This window comes from Chryseoglobus sp. 28M-23 (assembly GCF_014789785.1).
Lineage (GTDB): Bacteria > Actinomycetota > Actinomycetes > Actinomycetales > Microbacteriaceae > Microcella > Microcella indica.
Window position 1 is genome coordinate 772,829 of sequence record NZ_CP061846.1, and the last position, 14,961, is coordinate 787,789.

15 protein-coding genes are annotated in these 14,961 nt (G+C 72.2%); 10 read left to right on the forward strand and 5 right to left on the reverse strand.

Features of this window, described 5'->3' with window-relative positions; all coding sequences use genetic code 11:
- The first annotated feature begins 49 nt into the window (after nt 1-49).
- Together nudC and IE160_RS03800 are read left to right on the forward strand one after the other, a co-directional pair.
- Entirely contained in the window at nt 50-994 is a 945-nt protein-coding gene (gene nudC / locus IE160_RS03795) for an NAD(+) diphosphatase (protein WP_191151709.1), read from the forward strand.
- Complete coding sequence (locus tag IE160_RS03800; protein WP_191151710.1) at nt 991-2,727, forward strand: ATP-dependent helicase; 1,737 nt, start codon at nt 991-993, stop codon at nt 2,725-2,727. Before nudC ends, IE160_RS03800 begins: the two co-directional genes overlap by 4 nt.
- Here IE160_RS03800 and IE160_RS03805 read toward each other — a convergent pair.
- On the reverse strand, nt 2,699-3,520 hold the full coding sequence (locus IE160_RS03805; protein WP_191151711.1) for a hypothetical protein: 822 nt from the start codon (nt 3,518-3,520) through the stop codon (nt 2,699-2,701). The two genes, IE160_RS03800 and IE160_RS03805, sit on opposite strands and share 29 nt — an antisense overlap.
- 68 nt (nt 3,521-3,588) lie before the next feature.
- Nucleotides 3,589-5,007 (reverse strand): zinc-dependent metalloprotease, encoded by a 1,419-nt coding sequence (locus tag IE160_RS03810; protein WP_191151712.1) that lies wholly within the window; start codon nt 5,005-5,007, stop codon nt 3,589-3,591.
- Nucleotides 5,008-5,112: 105 nt separating this feature from the next.
- Between IE160_RS03810 and IE160_RS03815 the strand changes: the two genes are divergently transcribed.
- Nucleotides 5,113-6,225, forward strand: coding sequence for a YlbL family protein (locus tag IE160_RS03815; RefSeq protein ID WP_224744557.1), 1,113 nt, complete (start codon nt 5,113-5,115; stop codon nt 6,223-6,225).
- 7 nt (nt 6,226-6,232) lie between these two features.
- Here IE160_RS03815 and IE160_RS03820 read toward each other — a convergent pair whose 3' ends face one another.
- Complete coding sequence (locus IE160_RS03820) at nt 6,233-7,537, reverse strand: nicotinate phosphoribosyltransferase (RefSeq protein ID WP_191151967.1); 1,305 nt, start codon at nt 7,535-7,537, stop codon at nt 6,233-6,235.
- A gap of 69 nt (nt 7,538-7,606) precedes the next feature.
- On the opposite strand from IE160_RS03820, the gene IE160_RS12490 reads away from it, so the two are divergent.
- The 7 genes from IE160_RS12490 to IE160_RS03850 all read left to right on the forward strand — a co-directional run bounded on the left by IE160_RS12490 (nt 7,607) and on the right by IE160_RS03850 (nt 13,067).
- Nucleotides 7,607-8,143, forward strand: a complete 537-nt coding sequence (locus IE160_RS12490; protein WP_224744559.1) for a cryptochrome/photolyase family protein — start codon at nt 7,607-7,609, stop codon at nt 8,141-8,143.
- A 30-nt stretch (nt 8,144-8,173) separates the two neighbouring features.
- Entirely contained in the window at nt 8,174-9,100 is a 927-nt protein-coding gene (locus IE160_RS12495) for a cryptochrome/photolyase family protein (RefSeq protein ID WP_224744560.1), read from the forward strand.
- 126 nt (nt 9,101-9,226) lie between these two features.
- Entirely contained in the window at nt 9,227-10,066 is an 840-nt protein-coding gene (murI, locus tag IE160_RS03830; RefSeq protein WP_224744561.1) for a glutamate racemase, read from the forward strand.
- Entirely contained in the window at nt 10,063-10,815 is a 753-nt protein-coding gene (rph, locus tag IE160_RS03835; RefSeq protein WP_191151715.1) for a ribonuclease PH, read from the forward strand. Before murI ends, rph begins: the two co-directional genes overlap by 4 nt.
- The gene (gene rdgB / locus IE160_RS03840) at nt 10,812-11,399 is read left to right on the forward strand and encodes an RdgB/HAM1 family non-canonical purine NTP pyrophosphatase (protein WP_179873414.1); all 588 of its coding nucleotides are present in this window, start codon (nt 10,812-10,814) and stop codon (nt 11,397-11,399) included. Before rph ends, rdgB begins: the two co-directional genes overlap by 4 nt.
- A gap of 37 nt (nt 11,400-11,436) precedes the next feature.
- Nucleotides 11,437-12,381 (forward strand): cation diffusion facilitator family transporter, encoded by a 945-nt coding sequence (locus IE160_RS03845; protein WP_191151716.1) that lies wholly within the window; start codon nt 11,437-11,439, stop codon nt 12,379-12,381.
- Nucleotides 12,378-13,067, forward strand: coding sequence for a metal-dependent transcriptional regulator (locus tag IE160_RS03850; RefSeq protein ID WP_191151717.1), 690 nt, complete (start codon nt 12,378-12,380; stop codon nt 13,065-13,067). Before IE160_RS03845 ends, IE160_RS03850 begins: the two co-directional genes overlap by 4 nt.
- Here the strand turns inward: IE160_RS03850 and IE160_RS03855 are convergent.
- Nucleotides 13,064-14,101 carry a DUF368 domain-containing protein gene (locus IE160_RS03855; protein WP_191151718.1) on the reverse strand — a complete coding sequence of 346 codons (1,038 nt, stop codon included), beginning with the start codon at nt 14,099-14,101 and terminating at the stop codon, nt 13,064-13,066. The two genes, IE160_RS03850 and IE160_RS03855, sit on opposite strands and share 4 nt — an antisense overlap.
- Nucleotides 14,098-14,904: a DedA family protein gene (locus tag IE160_RS03860; RefSeq protein WP_224744562.1), complete on the reverse strand. Its 807-nt coding sequence runs from the start codon at nt 14,902-14,904 to the stop codon at nt 14,098-14,100. The genes IE160_RS03855 and IE160_RS03860 overlap by 4 nt, the downstream gene beginning before the upstream one ends.
- Between the last annotated feature and the right edge of the window lie 57 nt (nt 14,905-14,961).

Genomic DNA, 14,961 nt, shown 5'->3' on the forward strand with positions numbered 1-14,961 from the left:
CTCGGCGGCCCGCGCCACGCAGTGCGCCCGGTCAAGAAGAGGGCTCACCATGCATCGATCACTCACCGCCCGGTTGCCGCTGTCTCGCTATCGCATCGACCGCGACCACCTGACGCGGGAGCGGCCGCGCCTGTTCGAGGAGCTCGGGGAGGACCCCCGCACGCGCGTCGTCGCGCTGTGGCGCGGCGAAGTGCTCATCGCCGAGGACGACGAGGCGCCCGCGCTCGAGTACCTTACGACCGACGCCGTGCCCGAGGGGCTGCTGCGCATCTACCTGGGCCGCGCTCTCGACGTCGACCCGGCTCTGCCCGCGGGCTCGCCCATCGTCGCGGCCGTGTTCGACGACGAGACCGCGAAGGCGCTCGATGTCGACATCGCTCGATGGCGCAGCCCGCGCACCCTCGGCCACCGTCTGGGTGACCGCGACGCCGGTCTCGCGATCGAGGCGCTCGGCATCGCGAACTGGCATGAGACGCACCGGTTCTCGCCGCGCACCGGTCACTCGACCACGCCGGCGAAGGGCGGCTGGGTGCGTATCGACGACGAGGACGGCCAGGAGATGTTCCCGCGCACGGATGCGGCGATCATCGTGGGCATCACGGACGCGCAGGATCGTCTCGTGCTCGGCAGCAACGCGCTGTGGGAGTCGAACCGATTCTCGCTCCTGGCCGGCTTCGTCGAGCCGGGGGAGTCGCTCGAGGCCGCCGTCGTGCGCGAGGTGTTCGAGGAGACGGGCCTGCGCATCGTCGACCCGCAGTACGTCGGCTCGCAGCCGTGGCCGTTCCCCGCCTCGCTCATGCTCGGATTCCGCGCGACGCTCGACGCGGACGCCGAGAACCTCCTGCGCCCCGACGGAACCGAGATCCTCGACCTGCGCTGGTTCAGCCGCGACGACCTCGCCGCGGGCCTCGACTCGATCCTGCTGCCGGGCCGCACCTCGATCGCGCGCGCGATCATCGAGGACTGGTTCGGCGGCCCGCTCGAGGATTCGTGAGCGATCCCGACCGGCTGCTCGCGGGCCTCGACGAGCGGCAGAAGGAGGTCGCCGAGACGCTGCGCGGACCGCTGTGCGTGCTCGCCGGTGCGGGCACGGGCAAGACGCGCGCGATCACGCACCGCATCGCGTACGGCGTCGCGACGGGCACCTACGACCCGCAGCGCGTCATGGCGCTCACCTTCACGACGCGCGCGGCGGGCGAGCTGCTGGGCCGCCTGCGCGCCCTGGGGGCGGATGGCGTGCAAGCACGCACCTTCCACTCCGCGGCACTGCGTCAGCTGCACTACTTCTGGCCCGTCGTGGCGGGCGGCAGCCCGCCGCGCATCCTCGACGGCAAGGGGGCCCTCATCGGCCATGCCGCGAGTGCGCTCAAGCTGCGCCTGGATACGGCGGCGCTGCGGGACACCGCCGCCGAGATCGAGTGGCGCAAGGTCTCGCGCCTGCGGCTCGAGGATTACGCGCGCGTCGCCCACTCGCGCACGCTGCCCGCGCAGCTGAGCGTCGACGCGATGGTCGCGCTGCACCAGCGCTACGAGGACCTCAAGGACGAGCGGAAGCAGATCGACTTCGAGGATGTGCTGCTCGCGACGGCGGGCATGATCGAGAACGAGCCGCGCGTCGCCGAGCAGGTGCGCGAGCAGTACCGCTTCTTCGTCGTCGACGAGTACCAGGATGTCTCGCCGCTGCAGCACGACCTGCTCGCCCTGTGGCTCGGCGGACGGCGCGAGCTGTGCGTCGTCGGCGATGCCTCCCAGACGATCTACTCCTTCGCGGGTGCGACGAGCGACTACCTCGTGCGCTTCGGCAGCGAGTACCCGGAGGCGCGCGTCGTGCGGCTCGAGGACAACTACCGGTCGAGCGCGCCCATCGTCACGCTCGCCAACCGGCTCATGCGCGGCCGCCCTGGAGCCCTCACGCTGCACGCCGCCACGGAGGGCGCGCAGTCGGGCCCGACGCCGCGCGTGAGCGCCCACGTCGACGACGCAGCGGAGGCGGCGAGCATCGCGCAGTCGATCGCGCAGCGCATCGCCGACGGCACTCCGCCCGAGTCGATCGCCGTGCTGTACCGCATCAACACGCAGTCGATCGCGCTCGAGGCGGCCCTGCGGCGCTTCGAGGTGCCCGTGCAGTCGCGCGCCAACAGCCGATTCTTCGACCAGCAGGAGGTCAAGCAGGCGATCCTGCTGCTGCGCGGCGCGTCGATCTCGATCGTCGACGAGCCCCTGTTCAAGAGCGTGAGCGACGTGCTGCGCGGTCTCGGCTGGCGGCAGGACCCGCCGGAGGGCGGCGGTGCCGAGCGGGTCGCATGGGAGAGCCTCAACGCCCTTCTCGGTCTCGCGGAGGAGGCGCCGCCGGGCACGACCCTCGCCGACTTCGTGCGCGAGCTGCAGCGCCGCCAGCAGCAGCAGCACGAGCCGACGCGCCAGGCGGTGACCCTGTCCACCCTGCACGCGGCGAAGGGACTCGAGTGGGACGCCGTGTACATCGCCGGGCTCAGCGAGGGGCTCGTGCCGATCACGTTCGCGCAGGGGCTCGAGGCGGTCGACGAGGAGCGACGACTGCTGTACGTGGGCATCACGCGCGCCCGGCGGGCCCTCGAGCTCTCGTGGAGCAAGCGCGCCTCGAGCGCCCGAGCAGAGCGTGCCCCGAGCCGCTTCCTCGACGAGGTGCGGGCTCCCGCGGCGCCGAGCGGCGCCGGCGTCAGCGCGTCCCGCTCGCGCGCGCGCTGAGCTCGAGCCCGCGGCATCCGCATCGCGCTGATGCGGCCCACTGCGTGACGGTGCGCGAGTCGTCGGCGACATCGAGGCGGATGCTCGTGCCGCTCGTTCCCCGCCCGGCCGCGAGCTCGCGCAGCATCGTGAGCGCCTCGAGCGCCGCGAGCGTCGCGGTGAGGCCCGACTCCGCGGCCGCCCGTCGACCCCACAGCTGACTGCCGATGGCGAGCCACGCGGGGTCGGCGTCCGCGCGCTGCTGCTCGAGGCACGCGAGGCACGGGCTCACGCCGGGCACGACGAGCGGGCCGATCGTGACGGCGCGCTCGCCGAACACGATCGGAAGATGCGGAATGTCGCGCCGCAGCCACGTCTGGTGCTCGAGCGGGTCGGCGACGTGATGGCTCACGATCACGGCGGCCTGCGCCGCGGGCGCGCGCGCGGTACCGCTCGCGGGGCCGTCGACGATCGTGCACCCGGCCTCGGCGAGCACACGGCCGACGCTTGCTCGACCGTCGACCGCGCCGCGCACGGCGACGCGCTCCGGGGGCGCGGTGATCGCGCGCGAGCCGCGGAGGAGTGCAGGCTCGAGGCGCTGCAGCAGCTCGTCGACCCGCGCGGGCCGTACCCCCGCGGCGGTGGCAGAGCGGTCGAGTGCGGTGCGCGTGGCTCCCGTCGCGAGCGTCGCGATGATGCGCGCATCCCCGTCGTCGACCTCGTCGAGCACGACGGCGACGGGGTCGACGCCGATCTGCAGACTGAAGGGCGAGCGCCACACGAGGGGACGGGAGGGGTCGAGTCGCAGGATCATGCCGCACATGATGCGCGCGCGGCTGATCGCGCTGCAGCAACTCTGCACAGCCCGCACTCGCCGAGGAGCTAGGCCCTGGGGGAGTCCTCGTCATCGTCGGGGCCGCTCGGCTCCTCGCCGGAGGCGCCCTCGCCCGGACTGCCCTCGATAGGGCGGTCTCCGCTGTCGTCGGCGAGCAGGTCGCTCAGCGCGCGGTCGACGTCGTCGGGCTCGGCGCTCTCACCCGTGAGACTTGCGATGACGCGCTGCGGGTCGTCGATGTCGTCGCTCGAGGGCAGCAGGTCGGGGTGCGCCCACAGCTCGTCGCGCCGCGTCGCGCCCACGGCGTCGGTGATCGCCTGCCAGAAGGCTGCGGCCTCCCGCAGTCGGCGCGGGCGCAGCTCGAGGCCCACGAGGGTCGCGAAGGCGCGCTCGGCCGGTCCGCCGGAGGCCCGGCGGCGCCGCACGGTCTCGGCGACCGCATCGGCGCGGGGGATGCGGGTGGTCGCGTGCGCGGTCACGACGTCGACCCAGCCCTCGATGAGGGCCAGGGTGGACTCGAGGCGGGCGAGGGCGGCGAGCTGAGCATCCGACTTCGGGGGGATGAGCGCGCCGCTCGTGAGCGCCTCGCGCAGGCTCTCCGGGTTCGCGGGATCGAACTCGGCCGCGAGCGACTCGATGCGACTCGTGTCGATGCGGATGCCGCGGGCGTACTCGGTGATGGCGCTGATGAGGTGCTGCCGCAACCACCGCGCGTGGCGGAAGAGGCGGGCGTGCGCGAGTTCGCGCACCGCGAGGTAGAGCTGAACCTGGTCGTGGGGAATGTCGAGGTCGGCGCCGAACGCGGCGACGTTCTGCGGCAGGAGGGAGGCTTGCACGTCGTGCTCCTCGCGCCCCGGCAGGAGGGGGATGCCGATGTCGCCGCCCGAGACGACCTCGGCCGACAGCTGGCCGACGACGTGCCCGAGCTGGAGGGCGAAGAGGGTGCCGCCGAGCGAGCGCATCATCTGCCCGGCGTTCTCGACCATGCTCTTGAGCTCCTCCGGCACCTGCTCGTCGAGAACCTCGGTGAGCGAGTCGGCGATGGAGAGCGCGACCGGCTCGGCGAGCTGCGTCCACACCGGCAGGGTCAGCCGCGCCCAGTCGGCGCGCGTCGTCAGGCTCGGCTCGCTCGTGAGCTGCGTGATGCTCGTGGCCTCGTCGAGCCACAGCGCGGCGAGGTGCAGCGCCTGGCGGAGCTCGTCGAGCTGCGTCTGGTTGGGCCGAAGCGAGCCTTCCGCGGCGATGCGGCCTGCCTCGTCGCGTGCGAGCTGCCAGTTGATGCCCTCGCCTGTCGAGTTCATCGCCTGCTGCAGCTGGCCCATGAGCCGCGCGACCATGAGCGGGTCGGTCGGCAGCCCTGCGGCACCCGCGAGCTTGGAAGGGTCGATATCGCCCTCGCCCGCGAGGAATTTGCGCATCATCTCGCGGAACTCGTCCTCCGCGCCGCCTAGGGGATCCTCAGCCATGGCCCCTACGCTAGTGCGAGTGCCTGGCGCCGACCGATCAGGTTCGCGCCGGGCGGAATGACCCGGCAGTCTGCCGTGGATCGACACGGTGAGAAGAGGGTGCGGGTGAGTCTGTTCAGTGAGGATGCGGCGACCGCCGAGCTCGAGGCGCGGTCGCGAGGCCGTCGGGTCGGGTGGACCCTTCTGGCACTCACGCTGTTCGGCGTCGTGGCCCTGGCGATCCTGCCCTCGCCGTACGTCATCGAACGACCGGGGCCGGTCTTCGACACGCTCGATGCGGTCTCCGTCGACGGCGAGGACGTGCCGCTCATCGACATTCCCACCGAGCCCACCTACGACACGCCCGGCTCGCTCGCCCTCCTCACCGTCAACGTCGTCGGCAATCGGGACAGCCGCCCCTCCTGGTTCGACGTGCTGCAGGCGTGGATCGACCCGACGCAGGCCGTCGTGCCGGTCGACTCGGTCTTTCCCGAGGGGGTGTCCACGGAGGACCGCCGTGAGCAGTCCCGCGTCGACATGCAGAACTCGCAGCGCGAGGCCGTCGCCGCCGCGCTGCGCGCCCTCGGCGAGCCGTACGAGAGCTCCCTCGTCGTCGTCGAGTCGATGCAGGCCGGGCCGGCGGAGGGCGTGCTCGAGCCCGACGACGTGATCGTCTCGGTCAACGGCACGGCCGTGCGCGATGTCACGGCGCTGCGCGAGCTCATCAGCGTGAACGGCACGGGCGGCCCCGCCGAGTTCCTCATCGTGCGCGGGGGAGCCGAGCAGACGGCGCTCATCACACCCGTGCTCAGCGACGGCCAGGATCGTGTGCCGATCATCGGCGTGCTCGTCGCGGGCGAGTACGAGTTCCCCTTCGAGGTGGAGATCGAGCTCAGCAACGTGGGCGGCCCGAGCGCGGGAATGATGTTCGCCCTCGGCATCGTCGACAAGCTCACACCGGGTTCGCTCGCCGGCGGCGCGGAGGTCGCCGGCACGGGCACGATCGCGGCGGATGGCGCGGTCGGCCCGATCGGGGGCATCCAGCAGAAGATGCACGGCGCGGTCGACTTCGGGGCCGACTGGTTCCTCGCCCCCGCGGCGAACTGCGACGAGGTCGTGGGCGCGGTGCCCGACGGGCTCGAGGTGTTCTCGGTCGCGACGCTGGACGAGGCGATCGTCGTCCTGCAGACGATCGCCGACGAGGGCGACCTCGACGCTCTGCCGCGCTGCGGCGCGTGAGCCCGCCCTACTTGTAGACGGTCGGCAGCGCCGGGTCGCCGTCGCCCAGGCGCATCGCCTCGGCGGGCAGCTCGGCCACGGCGGCCGCGCAGTGGGCGCGCGCGAGTCGCACGCCCTCCTGGCCCATCCAGCGGGCATCAGCCTCGCCGTCGGTCACGAGAGGCACGGTGAGCGAGCGGATGCTCGCCCCGCCCTCGCCGTCGACCCCGCTGCTCGTGGCTCCGCCGTCGGGCAGGCCGTCCCTCGTGTCGTCGATGATGACGTGCTCGGCGACCGCGCGACCGCGGCCGTCGATGAGGCGCTCACCGCGCTTCGTGCCCCCGCGCGAGACCTTGCCGGGGGAGGCCTTCGCGACGGGCTGCCAGTCCCCACCCTCCTGCGACTGATGGGCTACCAGCTTGTAGACGAGGCCGGCGGCGGGCGCGCCCGAGCCGGTCACGACGGACGTGCCGACGCCGAAGCTGTCGACGGGAGCGCCGCGCAGGCCCGCGATCGTGTGCTCGGTGAGGTCGCTCGTGACGGTGATGCGCGTGCCCGTCGCCCCGAGGGAGTCGAGCTGGGCCCGCACCTCCCGCACGAGAGAGGGCAGGTCGCCCGAGTCGAGGCGCACGGCGCCGAGCTCGGTGCCGGCGACGCGCACGGCGGTCTCGACGCCGCGCTCGACGTCGAAGGTGTCGACGAGGAGCGTCGTGCCCGTGCCGAGGGTCTCCACCTGGGCGCGGAACGCGTCTTCCTCGCTGTCGTGCAGGAGCGTGAACGAGTGCGCGGCCGTGCCCATCGTCGGCACACCCCAGCGACGCCCGGCCTCGAGGTTCGAGCTCGCGTCGAACCCCGCGATATGGGCGGCCCGCGCCGCGGCGACCGCGGAGGCCTCGCTCGTGCGGCGCGACCCCATCTCGGCGAGCGGCCGGCCGTCGGAGGCCGCGACCATGCGAGCGGCCGCGCTCGCCACCGCGCTGTCGTAGTTGAGCGTGCTGAGCACGAGCGTCTCGAGCACGACCGCTTCGGCGAAGGTGCCGGTGACGGTCAGCAGCGGCGAGCCGGGCACGTACACCTCGCCCTCGCGGTAGCCCGTGATCGATCCGGCGAAGCGGTAGTCGGCGAGCCACTCGAGCGTCGTCTCGCTCACGACCCGCTCACGGGCCAGCCAGGCGAGATCGTCGGCATCGAAGCGGAAGTCGGCGAGAGCATCCAGCAGTCGCCCCTGCCCGGCGACGACGCCGAATCGGCGCCCGACGGGCAGTCGGCGCGCGAACACCTCGAACACGCACGGGCGCAGGCCGCGGCCCGAGTGCAGGGCCGCATCGATCATGGTGAGTTCGTAGCGGTCGGTCAGCAGCGAGGTCGTCACGCGCCCAGACTACGTCCGTAGCCTGTCGGCATGACGACTGCGCCGACCCGGTGGCTCACGGCCGAGCAGCTGGGGCCGCACTTCGACGACGGCGGCCCCGTGATCCTCGTCGAGAATCACGCGGTGTTCCGGCGCCGCCCGACGCACCGTCAGAAGGCGCACCTCTACCTCTCGGCGCTGCGGCATCGGTCGCGGTCGGGCGGTGACCGTGTCGCGCTCGTCACCGCCGACTCCTATGAGGATGCCCTGCGCGAGCGCGGCCTCACGGGCGAGTCGCTCGAGGTCGTCGGCGCGACCTCGTGGGCGGTGCGCGCGCTCGCCGAGCGGCTGGGTGCGACGGTGCTGCCCGACCGCGGATTCGTGACCTCGCGCGCGAGCTTCGCGGCGTGGGCGGAGGGTCGGAAACCCTCCCAGTTGGTCATGGACCGCTTCTACCGTCCCGTGCGGGAGGAGACGGGCATGCTCATGGAGGGGTCGCAGCCGGCGGGCGGCCAGTTCAGCTTCGACCATGACAATCGCGAGCGCCCGCCGAAGGGCGCCGCGACGCTCGGCCTGCCGGCCCCGTAGACGCCGGTCGAGGACGACATCGACACCGAGGTGCGGGAGACGCTCGATGCGCTCGAGGCCGACGGCGTGCACTTTCTCGGGTCAGACGGCCCGCGACGCGTCGCGGCGACGCGAGAGGAGGCGCTCGCCGCCCTCGACGACTTCCTCGACGTGCCGCTGGGCGACTTCGGGCCGTTCGAGGACGCGATGCTCGCGGGCGACGGCGTCATGGCGCACTCGCGCCTGAGCGTGCCGCTCAATCTGGGGCTGCTGCATCCGCTCGAGGTCGTCGAGCGCGTCGTCGCCGAGTACGAGGCGGGGCGCGCGCCGCTGGGCAGTGTCGAAGGCATCGTGCGGCAGCTCATCGGCTGGCGCGACTGGGTGTGGCACCTGTACTGGCATCTCGGCCCCGACTACACGACGAGCAGCAACGCGCTGGATGCTCGCACCCCGCTGCCCGCATCGTGGTGGTCGCTCGACAGCACCGAGTTGGCTGCCGAGCTCGACGCCGCGTGCCTCAGCAGCGTGCTCACGCAGGTCGGGCGCGAGGGCTGGGCTCACCACATTCCGCGCCTCATGGTGCTCGGCAACCACGCGCTGCAGCGCGGCTACGACCCCGCCGAGCTCACCCGCTGGTCCCAGGGCGCCTTCGTCGACGGCACCCCGTGGGTCATGCCGGCGAACGTCGTCGGCATGAGCCAGTGGGCAGACGGGGGAGTCGTGGCGACCAAGCCCTACGCGAGCGGCGGCGCCTATATCGACCGCATGAGCGACTACTGCGGGTCGTGCCGCTACAACCCGAAGAAGCGTGTGGGCGAGGATGCCTGCCCCTTCACCGCGGGGTACTGGGCGTTTCTCGATCTGGTCGAGCCGAGCATCCGGGGCAATCACCGCATGGCGCAGCCGCTCGCGGGCCTGCGCCGCCTCGCCGACCGCGACCAGCTCGTCGCCCACGAGCGCGCCCGCACCCACTACTGACCGGGGGCGCACGCCCCCTTTGGGCCAGATCTGGCACGAATGGGCGCTCACCCTCGCCGCAAGCGCCCCTTTGCACCAGATCTGGCGCGTGCGGGTAGGGGAGGGCGCGCGCCTAGACTGAGGGGCGTGAGCAACGCGCCGATTGGGGTCTTCGACTCGGGGGTTGGCGGGCTCACTGTGGCCCGCGCGATCATCGACCAGCTGCCGCGCGAGCAGCTGCTCTACCTCGGCGACACCGCTAACGGCCCCTACGGCCCGCGGCCCATCGCACAGGTGCGCGAGCACTCCCTCGCCGTGCTCGACGAGCTCGTCGCGCAGGGCGTGAAGCTCCTGGTGATCGCGTGCAACACCGCGAGCGCGGCGATGTTCCGGGACGCTCGCGAGCGCTTCGAGCAGGGCCACGGCATCCCCGTGGTCGAGGTCATCCAACCGGCCGTGCGCCAGGCCGTGCGCCGCACGCGCTCGAAGCGCATCGGCGTCATCGGTACGGAGGGCACGATCCGCTCGGGCGCCTATGCCGAGGCGTTCGTCGCCGATCCGCAGATCGAGCTGACCCTCGCGGCGGCACCGCGCTTCGTCGAGTTCGTCGAGGCCGGCGTCACGACGGGCCCCGAGCTGCTGGCGCTCGCCGAGGAGTACCTGGCCCCGATGAAGGCCGCCGACATCGACACGCTCGTGCTCGGCTGCACGCACTACCCGCTCCTGGCCGGTGCGATCCAGTTCGTGCTCGGCCCCGACGTCTCCCTCGTCTCGAGCGCGGAGGAGACCGCATACGACGTCTACCGCCGGCTCGTCGACCACGGCCTCGAGACGACGCGACAGGATGCTCCCGGTCACGTCTTCGAGGCCACGGGTTCTGACACCGCGCGCTTCCGCGCGCTGGCCGCACGGTTTCTCGGGCCCGAGATCGGCCACGTCGAGGCTTTCCCGACCGGCACCATCCCCCTTCCGAAAGGCACACCATGAACGCCACCATCGCTGAGACGAGCGGCCTGCGCGCCGACGGACGCACCGAGTCGCAGCTGCGCCCCGTCACGATCGAACGCAACTGGAGCGCCCAGGCGGAGGGCAGCGCGCTCATCAGCTTCGGCAGCACCAAGGTGCTGTGCACCGCGAGCTTCACGAACGGCGTGCCGCGGTGGCTCGTCGGCAAAGGCTCCGGCTGGGTGACCGCCGAGTACGGCATGCTGCCGCGCTCGACGAACGAGCGCATGGACCGCGAGAGCGTCAAGGGCAAGATCGGTGGGCGCACGCACGAGATCTCGCGGCTCATCGGCCGCAGCCTGCGCGCCGTCATCGACACCCGGTCGCTCGGTGAGAACACGATCAAGATCGACTGCGACGTGCTGCAGGCCGACGGCGGCACGCGCACCGCGGCGATCACGGGCGCGTACGTCGCGCTCGCCGACGCCGTCGAGTGGGGTCGCGAGAAGGGCTTCATCGGCAAGAAGGCCGTCGCGCTGACCGACTCGGTCGCCGCCGTGAGCGTCGGCATCATCGACGGCACCCCCATGCTCGACCTCGCCTACGTGGAGGACGTGAGGGCGGAGACCGACATGAACATCGTCGTCACCGGCTCGGGCAGCTTCGTCGAGGTGCAGGGCACGGCCGAGGGCGCTCCCTTCGACCGCGACGAGCTCAACGCCCTGCTCGACCTGGGTCTCGCCGGCGGCGTCGACCTCACGCGCCTGCAGCGCGAGGCGCTCGCCTCATGAGGGTCGTCGTCGCGACGCACAACGCCCACAAGGTGGCCGAGCTGCAGCGGATTCTCGAGCAGCAGCTGCCGGGCATCCAGTTGGAGGCGTACGACGGCCCCGCCCCCGTCGAGGATGGCGGCACCTTCGCCGCCAACGCGCTCATCAAGGCGCGCGCCGCGGCCGCCCACACGGGTCTGCCCGCGATCGCCGACGACTCCGGCGTGAGCGTCGAGGCACTCGGCGGCGAACCGGGCGTCGATTCGGCCCACTACTCGGGGCGCCGCGACGATCGCGCCAACCTGCGGCTCGTGCTCAAGAATCTGGCCGACGAGAAGCACCGCGTCGCAGCGTTCACGTGCGCCGCCGCGCTCGTCGACCCGGGAGAGGACCCGGCATTCGAGCACGTCGAGCTCGGCGTGTGGCCGGGCACCATCGCACGCGAGGAGGCGGGGGGCGGCGGCTTCGGCTACGACCCGATCTTCGTTCCCGAGGGTCACGAGGTGACGAGCGCCGAGCTCACCGCGGACGAGAAGAACGCCATCAGTCACCGTGCGCGTGCCTTCACGGCGCTCGCCGCGGTGCTGCGCAACCGCTACCGCTGAGCGCACGGCGGGCGGTCGCCGCCTACGCTGGATCGTGATGGCCGAGCACCCCGCATCCTCCACCCCGCCGCCGCGCCGACGGGGCCACGACCATGCCCACGCGGCGTCGCGCTCGCGCCTGCTTGCCGCGATGGCGATCGTCGCCGTCGTGCTCGTCGTGCAGCTGGTCGGCGCCGTGCTCACCGGCTCCCTCGCGCTCGCCGCTGACTCGGGGCACGTCGCGAGCGACCTCGTGGGGCTCATCGTCGCGCTCATCGCGCTGACCGTCGCCCGTCGCCCCGCGACCGAGCGCCAGACCTACGGCTTTCGCCGTGCGGAGGTCTTCGGCGCCGCGCTCAACGCCGGAATCCTCCTCGCGGTCGCCGTCGTCGTCGCCGTCGAGGCGACCTCGCGCCTGCTGGAGCCCGAGGCCGGCGAGGTGCAGAGCCTGCCCATGCTGCTCGTCGCCGTCGCGGGCCTGCTCGGCAACATCGCCGGGGCGCTCCTGCTGCGCCGCGAGGCCCAGACGTCGCTCAACATGCGGGGTGCCTACCTCGAAGTCCTCGGCGACCTGCTCGGCTCGCTCGCCGTCATCGTCGCTGCCGGCGTCATCCTTCTCACGGGATGGGCGCCCGCCGACGCGGTCGCCTCTCTCGTCATCGTCGCGATGATCGTGCCGAGGGCGCTCGTGCTGCTGCGGGACGTGCTGCGCGTGCTGAGCCAGGCCGCACCGCCCGAGACGAGCATCGCCGAGATCCGCGAGCACGTGCTCGCCGCCCCCGGCGTCGTCGGCGTGCACGACGTGCACGTCTGGTCGATCACGAGCGGAGCATCCGTGTTCAGCGCCCACGTCGTCGTGCGCGACGACGTCTTCGACGGCGACCGGGCGAGCGCGCTCCTCGCCCACCTGGACGAGTGCCTCGACGAGCACTTCGATGTGGCGCACTCGACCTTCCAGCTCGAGCCGCAGGGGCACGAGCGCCGCGAGAGCGTGCACCCGTGAACGGCACTTCGACCTCGATCGCGATCGACGACTACCTCAAGGTCATCTACTCGCACACCGAGTGGCAGGCCGAACCCATCACGCCCAGCCAGCTCGCCGTGCGGCTCGGGCTCGCGCCCTCGAGCGTCACCGAGATGGTCAAGAAGCTCGCGGCCGCCGGCCTCGTCGACCACCGGCCGTACAGTGCCATCCGGCTCACCGGGCTGGGGGAGGAGAGGGCGGTCGCGATGGTGCGGCGGCACCGCCTCATCGAGACCTGGCTCGTGCGCGTGTTCGACTACGGCTGGGACGAGGTGCACGACGAGGCCGAGGTGCTCGAGCACGCCCTGAGCGACCGCCTGCTCGACGCGATCGACGCCCAGCTCGGCTACCCCGGTCGCGACCCGCACGGCGACGTGATTCCCGCCGCCGACGGCTCGCTGCGCAGGCCGGCCGCCGTGCGCCTCGACGAGGCCCCTCCCGGATTCGAGGGAGTCATCGTGCGCATCAGCGACCGCGACCCCGACGTGCTGCGTGTCGTCGACCGCCTGGGGCTCGCGCTCGACGACGCTGTGACGGTCGCGTCGGTGGACAGCGGTGGGGCCGGAGTCGGCGTGCGTCGCCGCGGAGGCGCCGTCGTCGTGCTCGCGCCCGCCGTGGCGGGTGCACTGTGGCTCGCGGCGGAGAACCCGGCAGCGGTGCCCTAGCTCTCGCGCTCTCCGGCGTCCCGGTCCTCGGCAGCGGCGGCATCCTGCGCCTGCGTCTCGTCGAGCGCGCGGGACTCGTCGACGACGCTCAGCGCCGGGTCTGCGGCGACGTCGGCCGACAGGAGGCGGCGGCGCAGCAGGAACGCTTCGAGGGCGATGAGGCCGAGCACGAAGGCTGCACCGGCTATGGCGAGCACGACCGCGAGCGGAAGGTCGTCGCCGGGCGCGAGCACGCCGCCCGTGTCGTCCTGCCACGGCCACAGGGCACGCAGGGAGCCGACCATGAGGCCGGTCATGATGACGAGCGTCACCCTGCGCCGGTGGGCGAGCAGCCACTGCAGGCCCGAGACGAAGACGCCGAGCCCGAGGATCGCGCCGAGCACGAAGACGCCGAGATAGGCGATGTTGCGGTCGTTGACGGCGGCGAGCGTCGGCGCGTACATGCCGACCGTGAGGAGCAGATAGGAGCCGGAGACGCCCGGCAGCACGAGCGCGCACACGGCGATCGCGGCGGCGATCGCCACGACCCACAGCGCCGGGTCCTGGTCCGGCGCCTGCGGCAGCCCAGTGAGCAGGAAGGTGGCGACCGCGGCGAGCAGTCCGAGCGCGTACTCGCGAGCGCTCCAGCGACCGCCGACCATGCGCGCGGGAACGATGAGGGATGCCGCGATGAGGCCCGCGAAGACCGCGCGGGTCGCCGTCGGGTAGCCCTCGACGAGGGGAGCGAGAACGGCGGCGCCGGCGACGATGGCGGCGAGCATCCCGATGCCGATCGGCAGGACGACCGCCCAGCGAACCGAACGGAAGTGGCCGACCGCGGGGGCGATGCTGCGACCGCGCAGTCCGTCCGTGACGAGGCGCGCGACACCGCGCGCGAGGTGGCCGGCCCCGTCGATGAGCGCGTCGTACACGCCGACGATGAGGGCGATCGTGCCGCCACTGACCCCTGGCACGATCTCGGCGAGGCCGATGAGAGCGCCGCGGACGGCGTCGAGCACCGTGCGCGTCAGGCGGCGCGTGCGGGACGCGGTCACGGCAGCTCGTCGTTCTTCTCGTGCTTGCCATCGTGCGGGCCGATGCCGTACGTGCGGCGGCTCGACGCGGGCTCCTTCGCCTCGTGCTTGCCGTCGTGCTCGGGCTCGTCCTGCCAGATCTCCACGGGAGGCAGCTCGACGCCCTGCCTCTCGAGCTCGTCCTCCTTGCGCTGCTGGTGGCGCTCGTGGAACCAGTGGTACCCGATGCCGATGAGCACGAGGCCGATGAGGATGATCAGCACGAGGTCGATGTACTCCACGACCCACGCGGCCACACCCGGAATCTGCGCGATGCTGTAGCCGAGTGCGGGCAGGCCCACGCCCCACAGCGCGGCACCGAGGGTGTCGAAGAGGAAGAACTTGCGGTACTGCATCTTGCCGACGCCCGCGGCGACGGGCGAGATGGTGCGCACGACGGCGATGAAGCGCGCGATCGTGACCGCCCAGCCGCCGTACTTCGCGAAGAACGCCTCAGTGCGGGCGACGCTGCGGCGGCTGAAGAAGCCGGCCGACTTGCGCTCGAAGATGGGCGGCCCGACCTTGCGGCCGATCAGGTACCCGAGGTTGTCGCCCGCCATCGTCGCGAGCATGATGCACAGGGCCACGAGCCAGATCGGCTGCGGGATGACCCCGGTGAAGGTGAGCACGCCCGTGAGGATGAGGAGCGTGTCGCCCGGCAGGAGGAAGCCGACGAGGAGGCCGGTCTCGACGAAGACGATGAGGCACACGACCGCGAGAGCCCAGGGCCCCGCTCCCGTGATGATGCCTTCCACGTCGAAGAGACCGATATCCATCGGCAGCATGGCGACTCCGGTCGTGACGTGGGCGGACAACCGCGTGGTGCGGTCACGACAGAGTAT

Bases quoted from the DNA above. Each gene is read 5' to 3' on its own strand.
- IE160_RS03805 (WP_191151711.1), bottom strand. From the start codon at position 3,520: ATGATCCTGCGACTCGACCCCTCCCGTCCCCTCGTGTGGCGCTCGCCC.
- IE160_RS03860 (WP_224744562.1), bottom strand. From the start codon at position 14,904: ATGCTGCCGATGGATATCGGTCTCTTCGACGTGGAAGGCATCATCACG.
- IE160_RS03820 (WP_191151967.1), bottom strand. From the start codon at position 7,537: ATGATCGATGCGGCCCTGCACTCGGGCCGCGGCCTGCGCCCGTGCGTG.
- nudC (WP_191151709.1), top strand. From the start codon at position 50: ATGCATCGATCACTCACCGCCCGGTTGCCGCTGTCTCGCTATCGCATC.
- IE160_RS03845 (WP_191151716.1), top strand. From the start codon at position 11,437: ATGGCCGAGCACCCCGCATCCTCCACCCCGCCGCCGCGCCGACGGGGC.
- rdgB (WP_179873414.1), top strand. From the start codon at position 10,812: ATGAGGGTCGTCGTCGCGACGCACAACGCCCACAAGGTGGCCGAGCTG.
- IE160_RS12490 (WP_224744559.1), top strand. From the start codon at position 7,607: ATGACGACTGCGCCGACCCGGTGGCTCACGGCCGAGCAGCTGGGGCCG.
- rph (WP_191151715.1), top strand. From the start codon at position 10,063: ATGAACGCCACCATCGCTGAGACGAGCGGCCTGCGCGCCGACGGACGC.
- IE160_RS03810 (WP_191151712.1), bottom strand. From the start codon at position 5,007: ATGGCTGAGGATCCCCTAGGCGGCGCGGAGGACGAGTTCCGCGAGATG.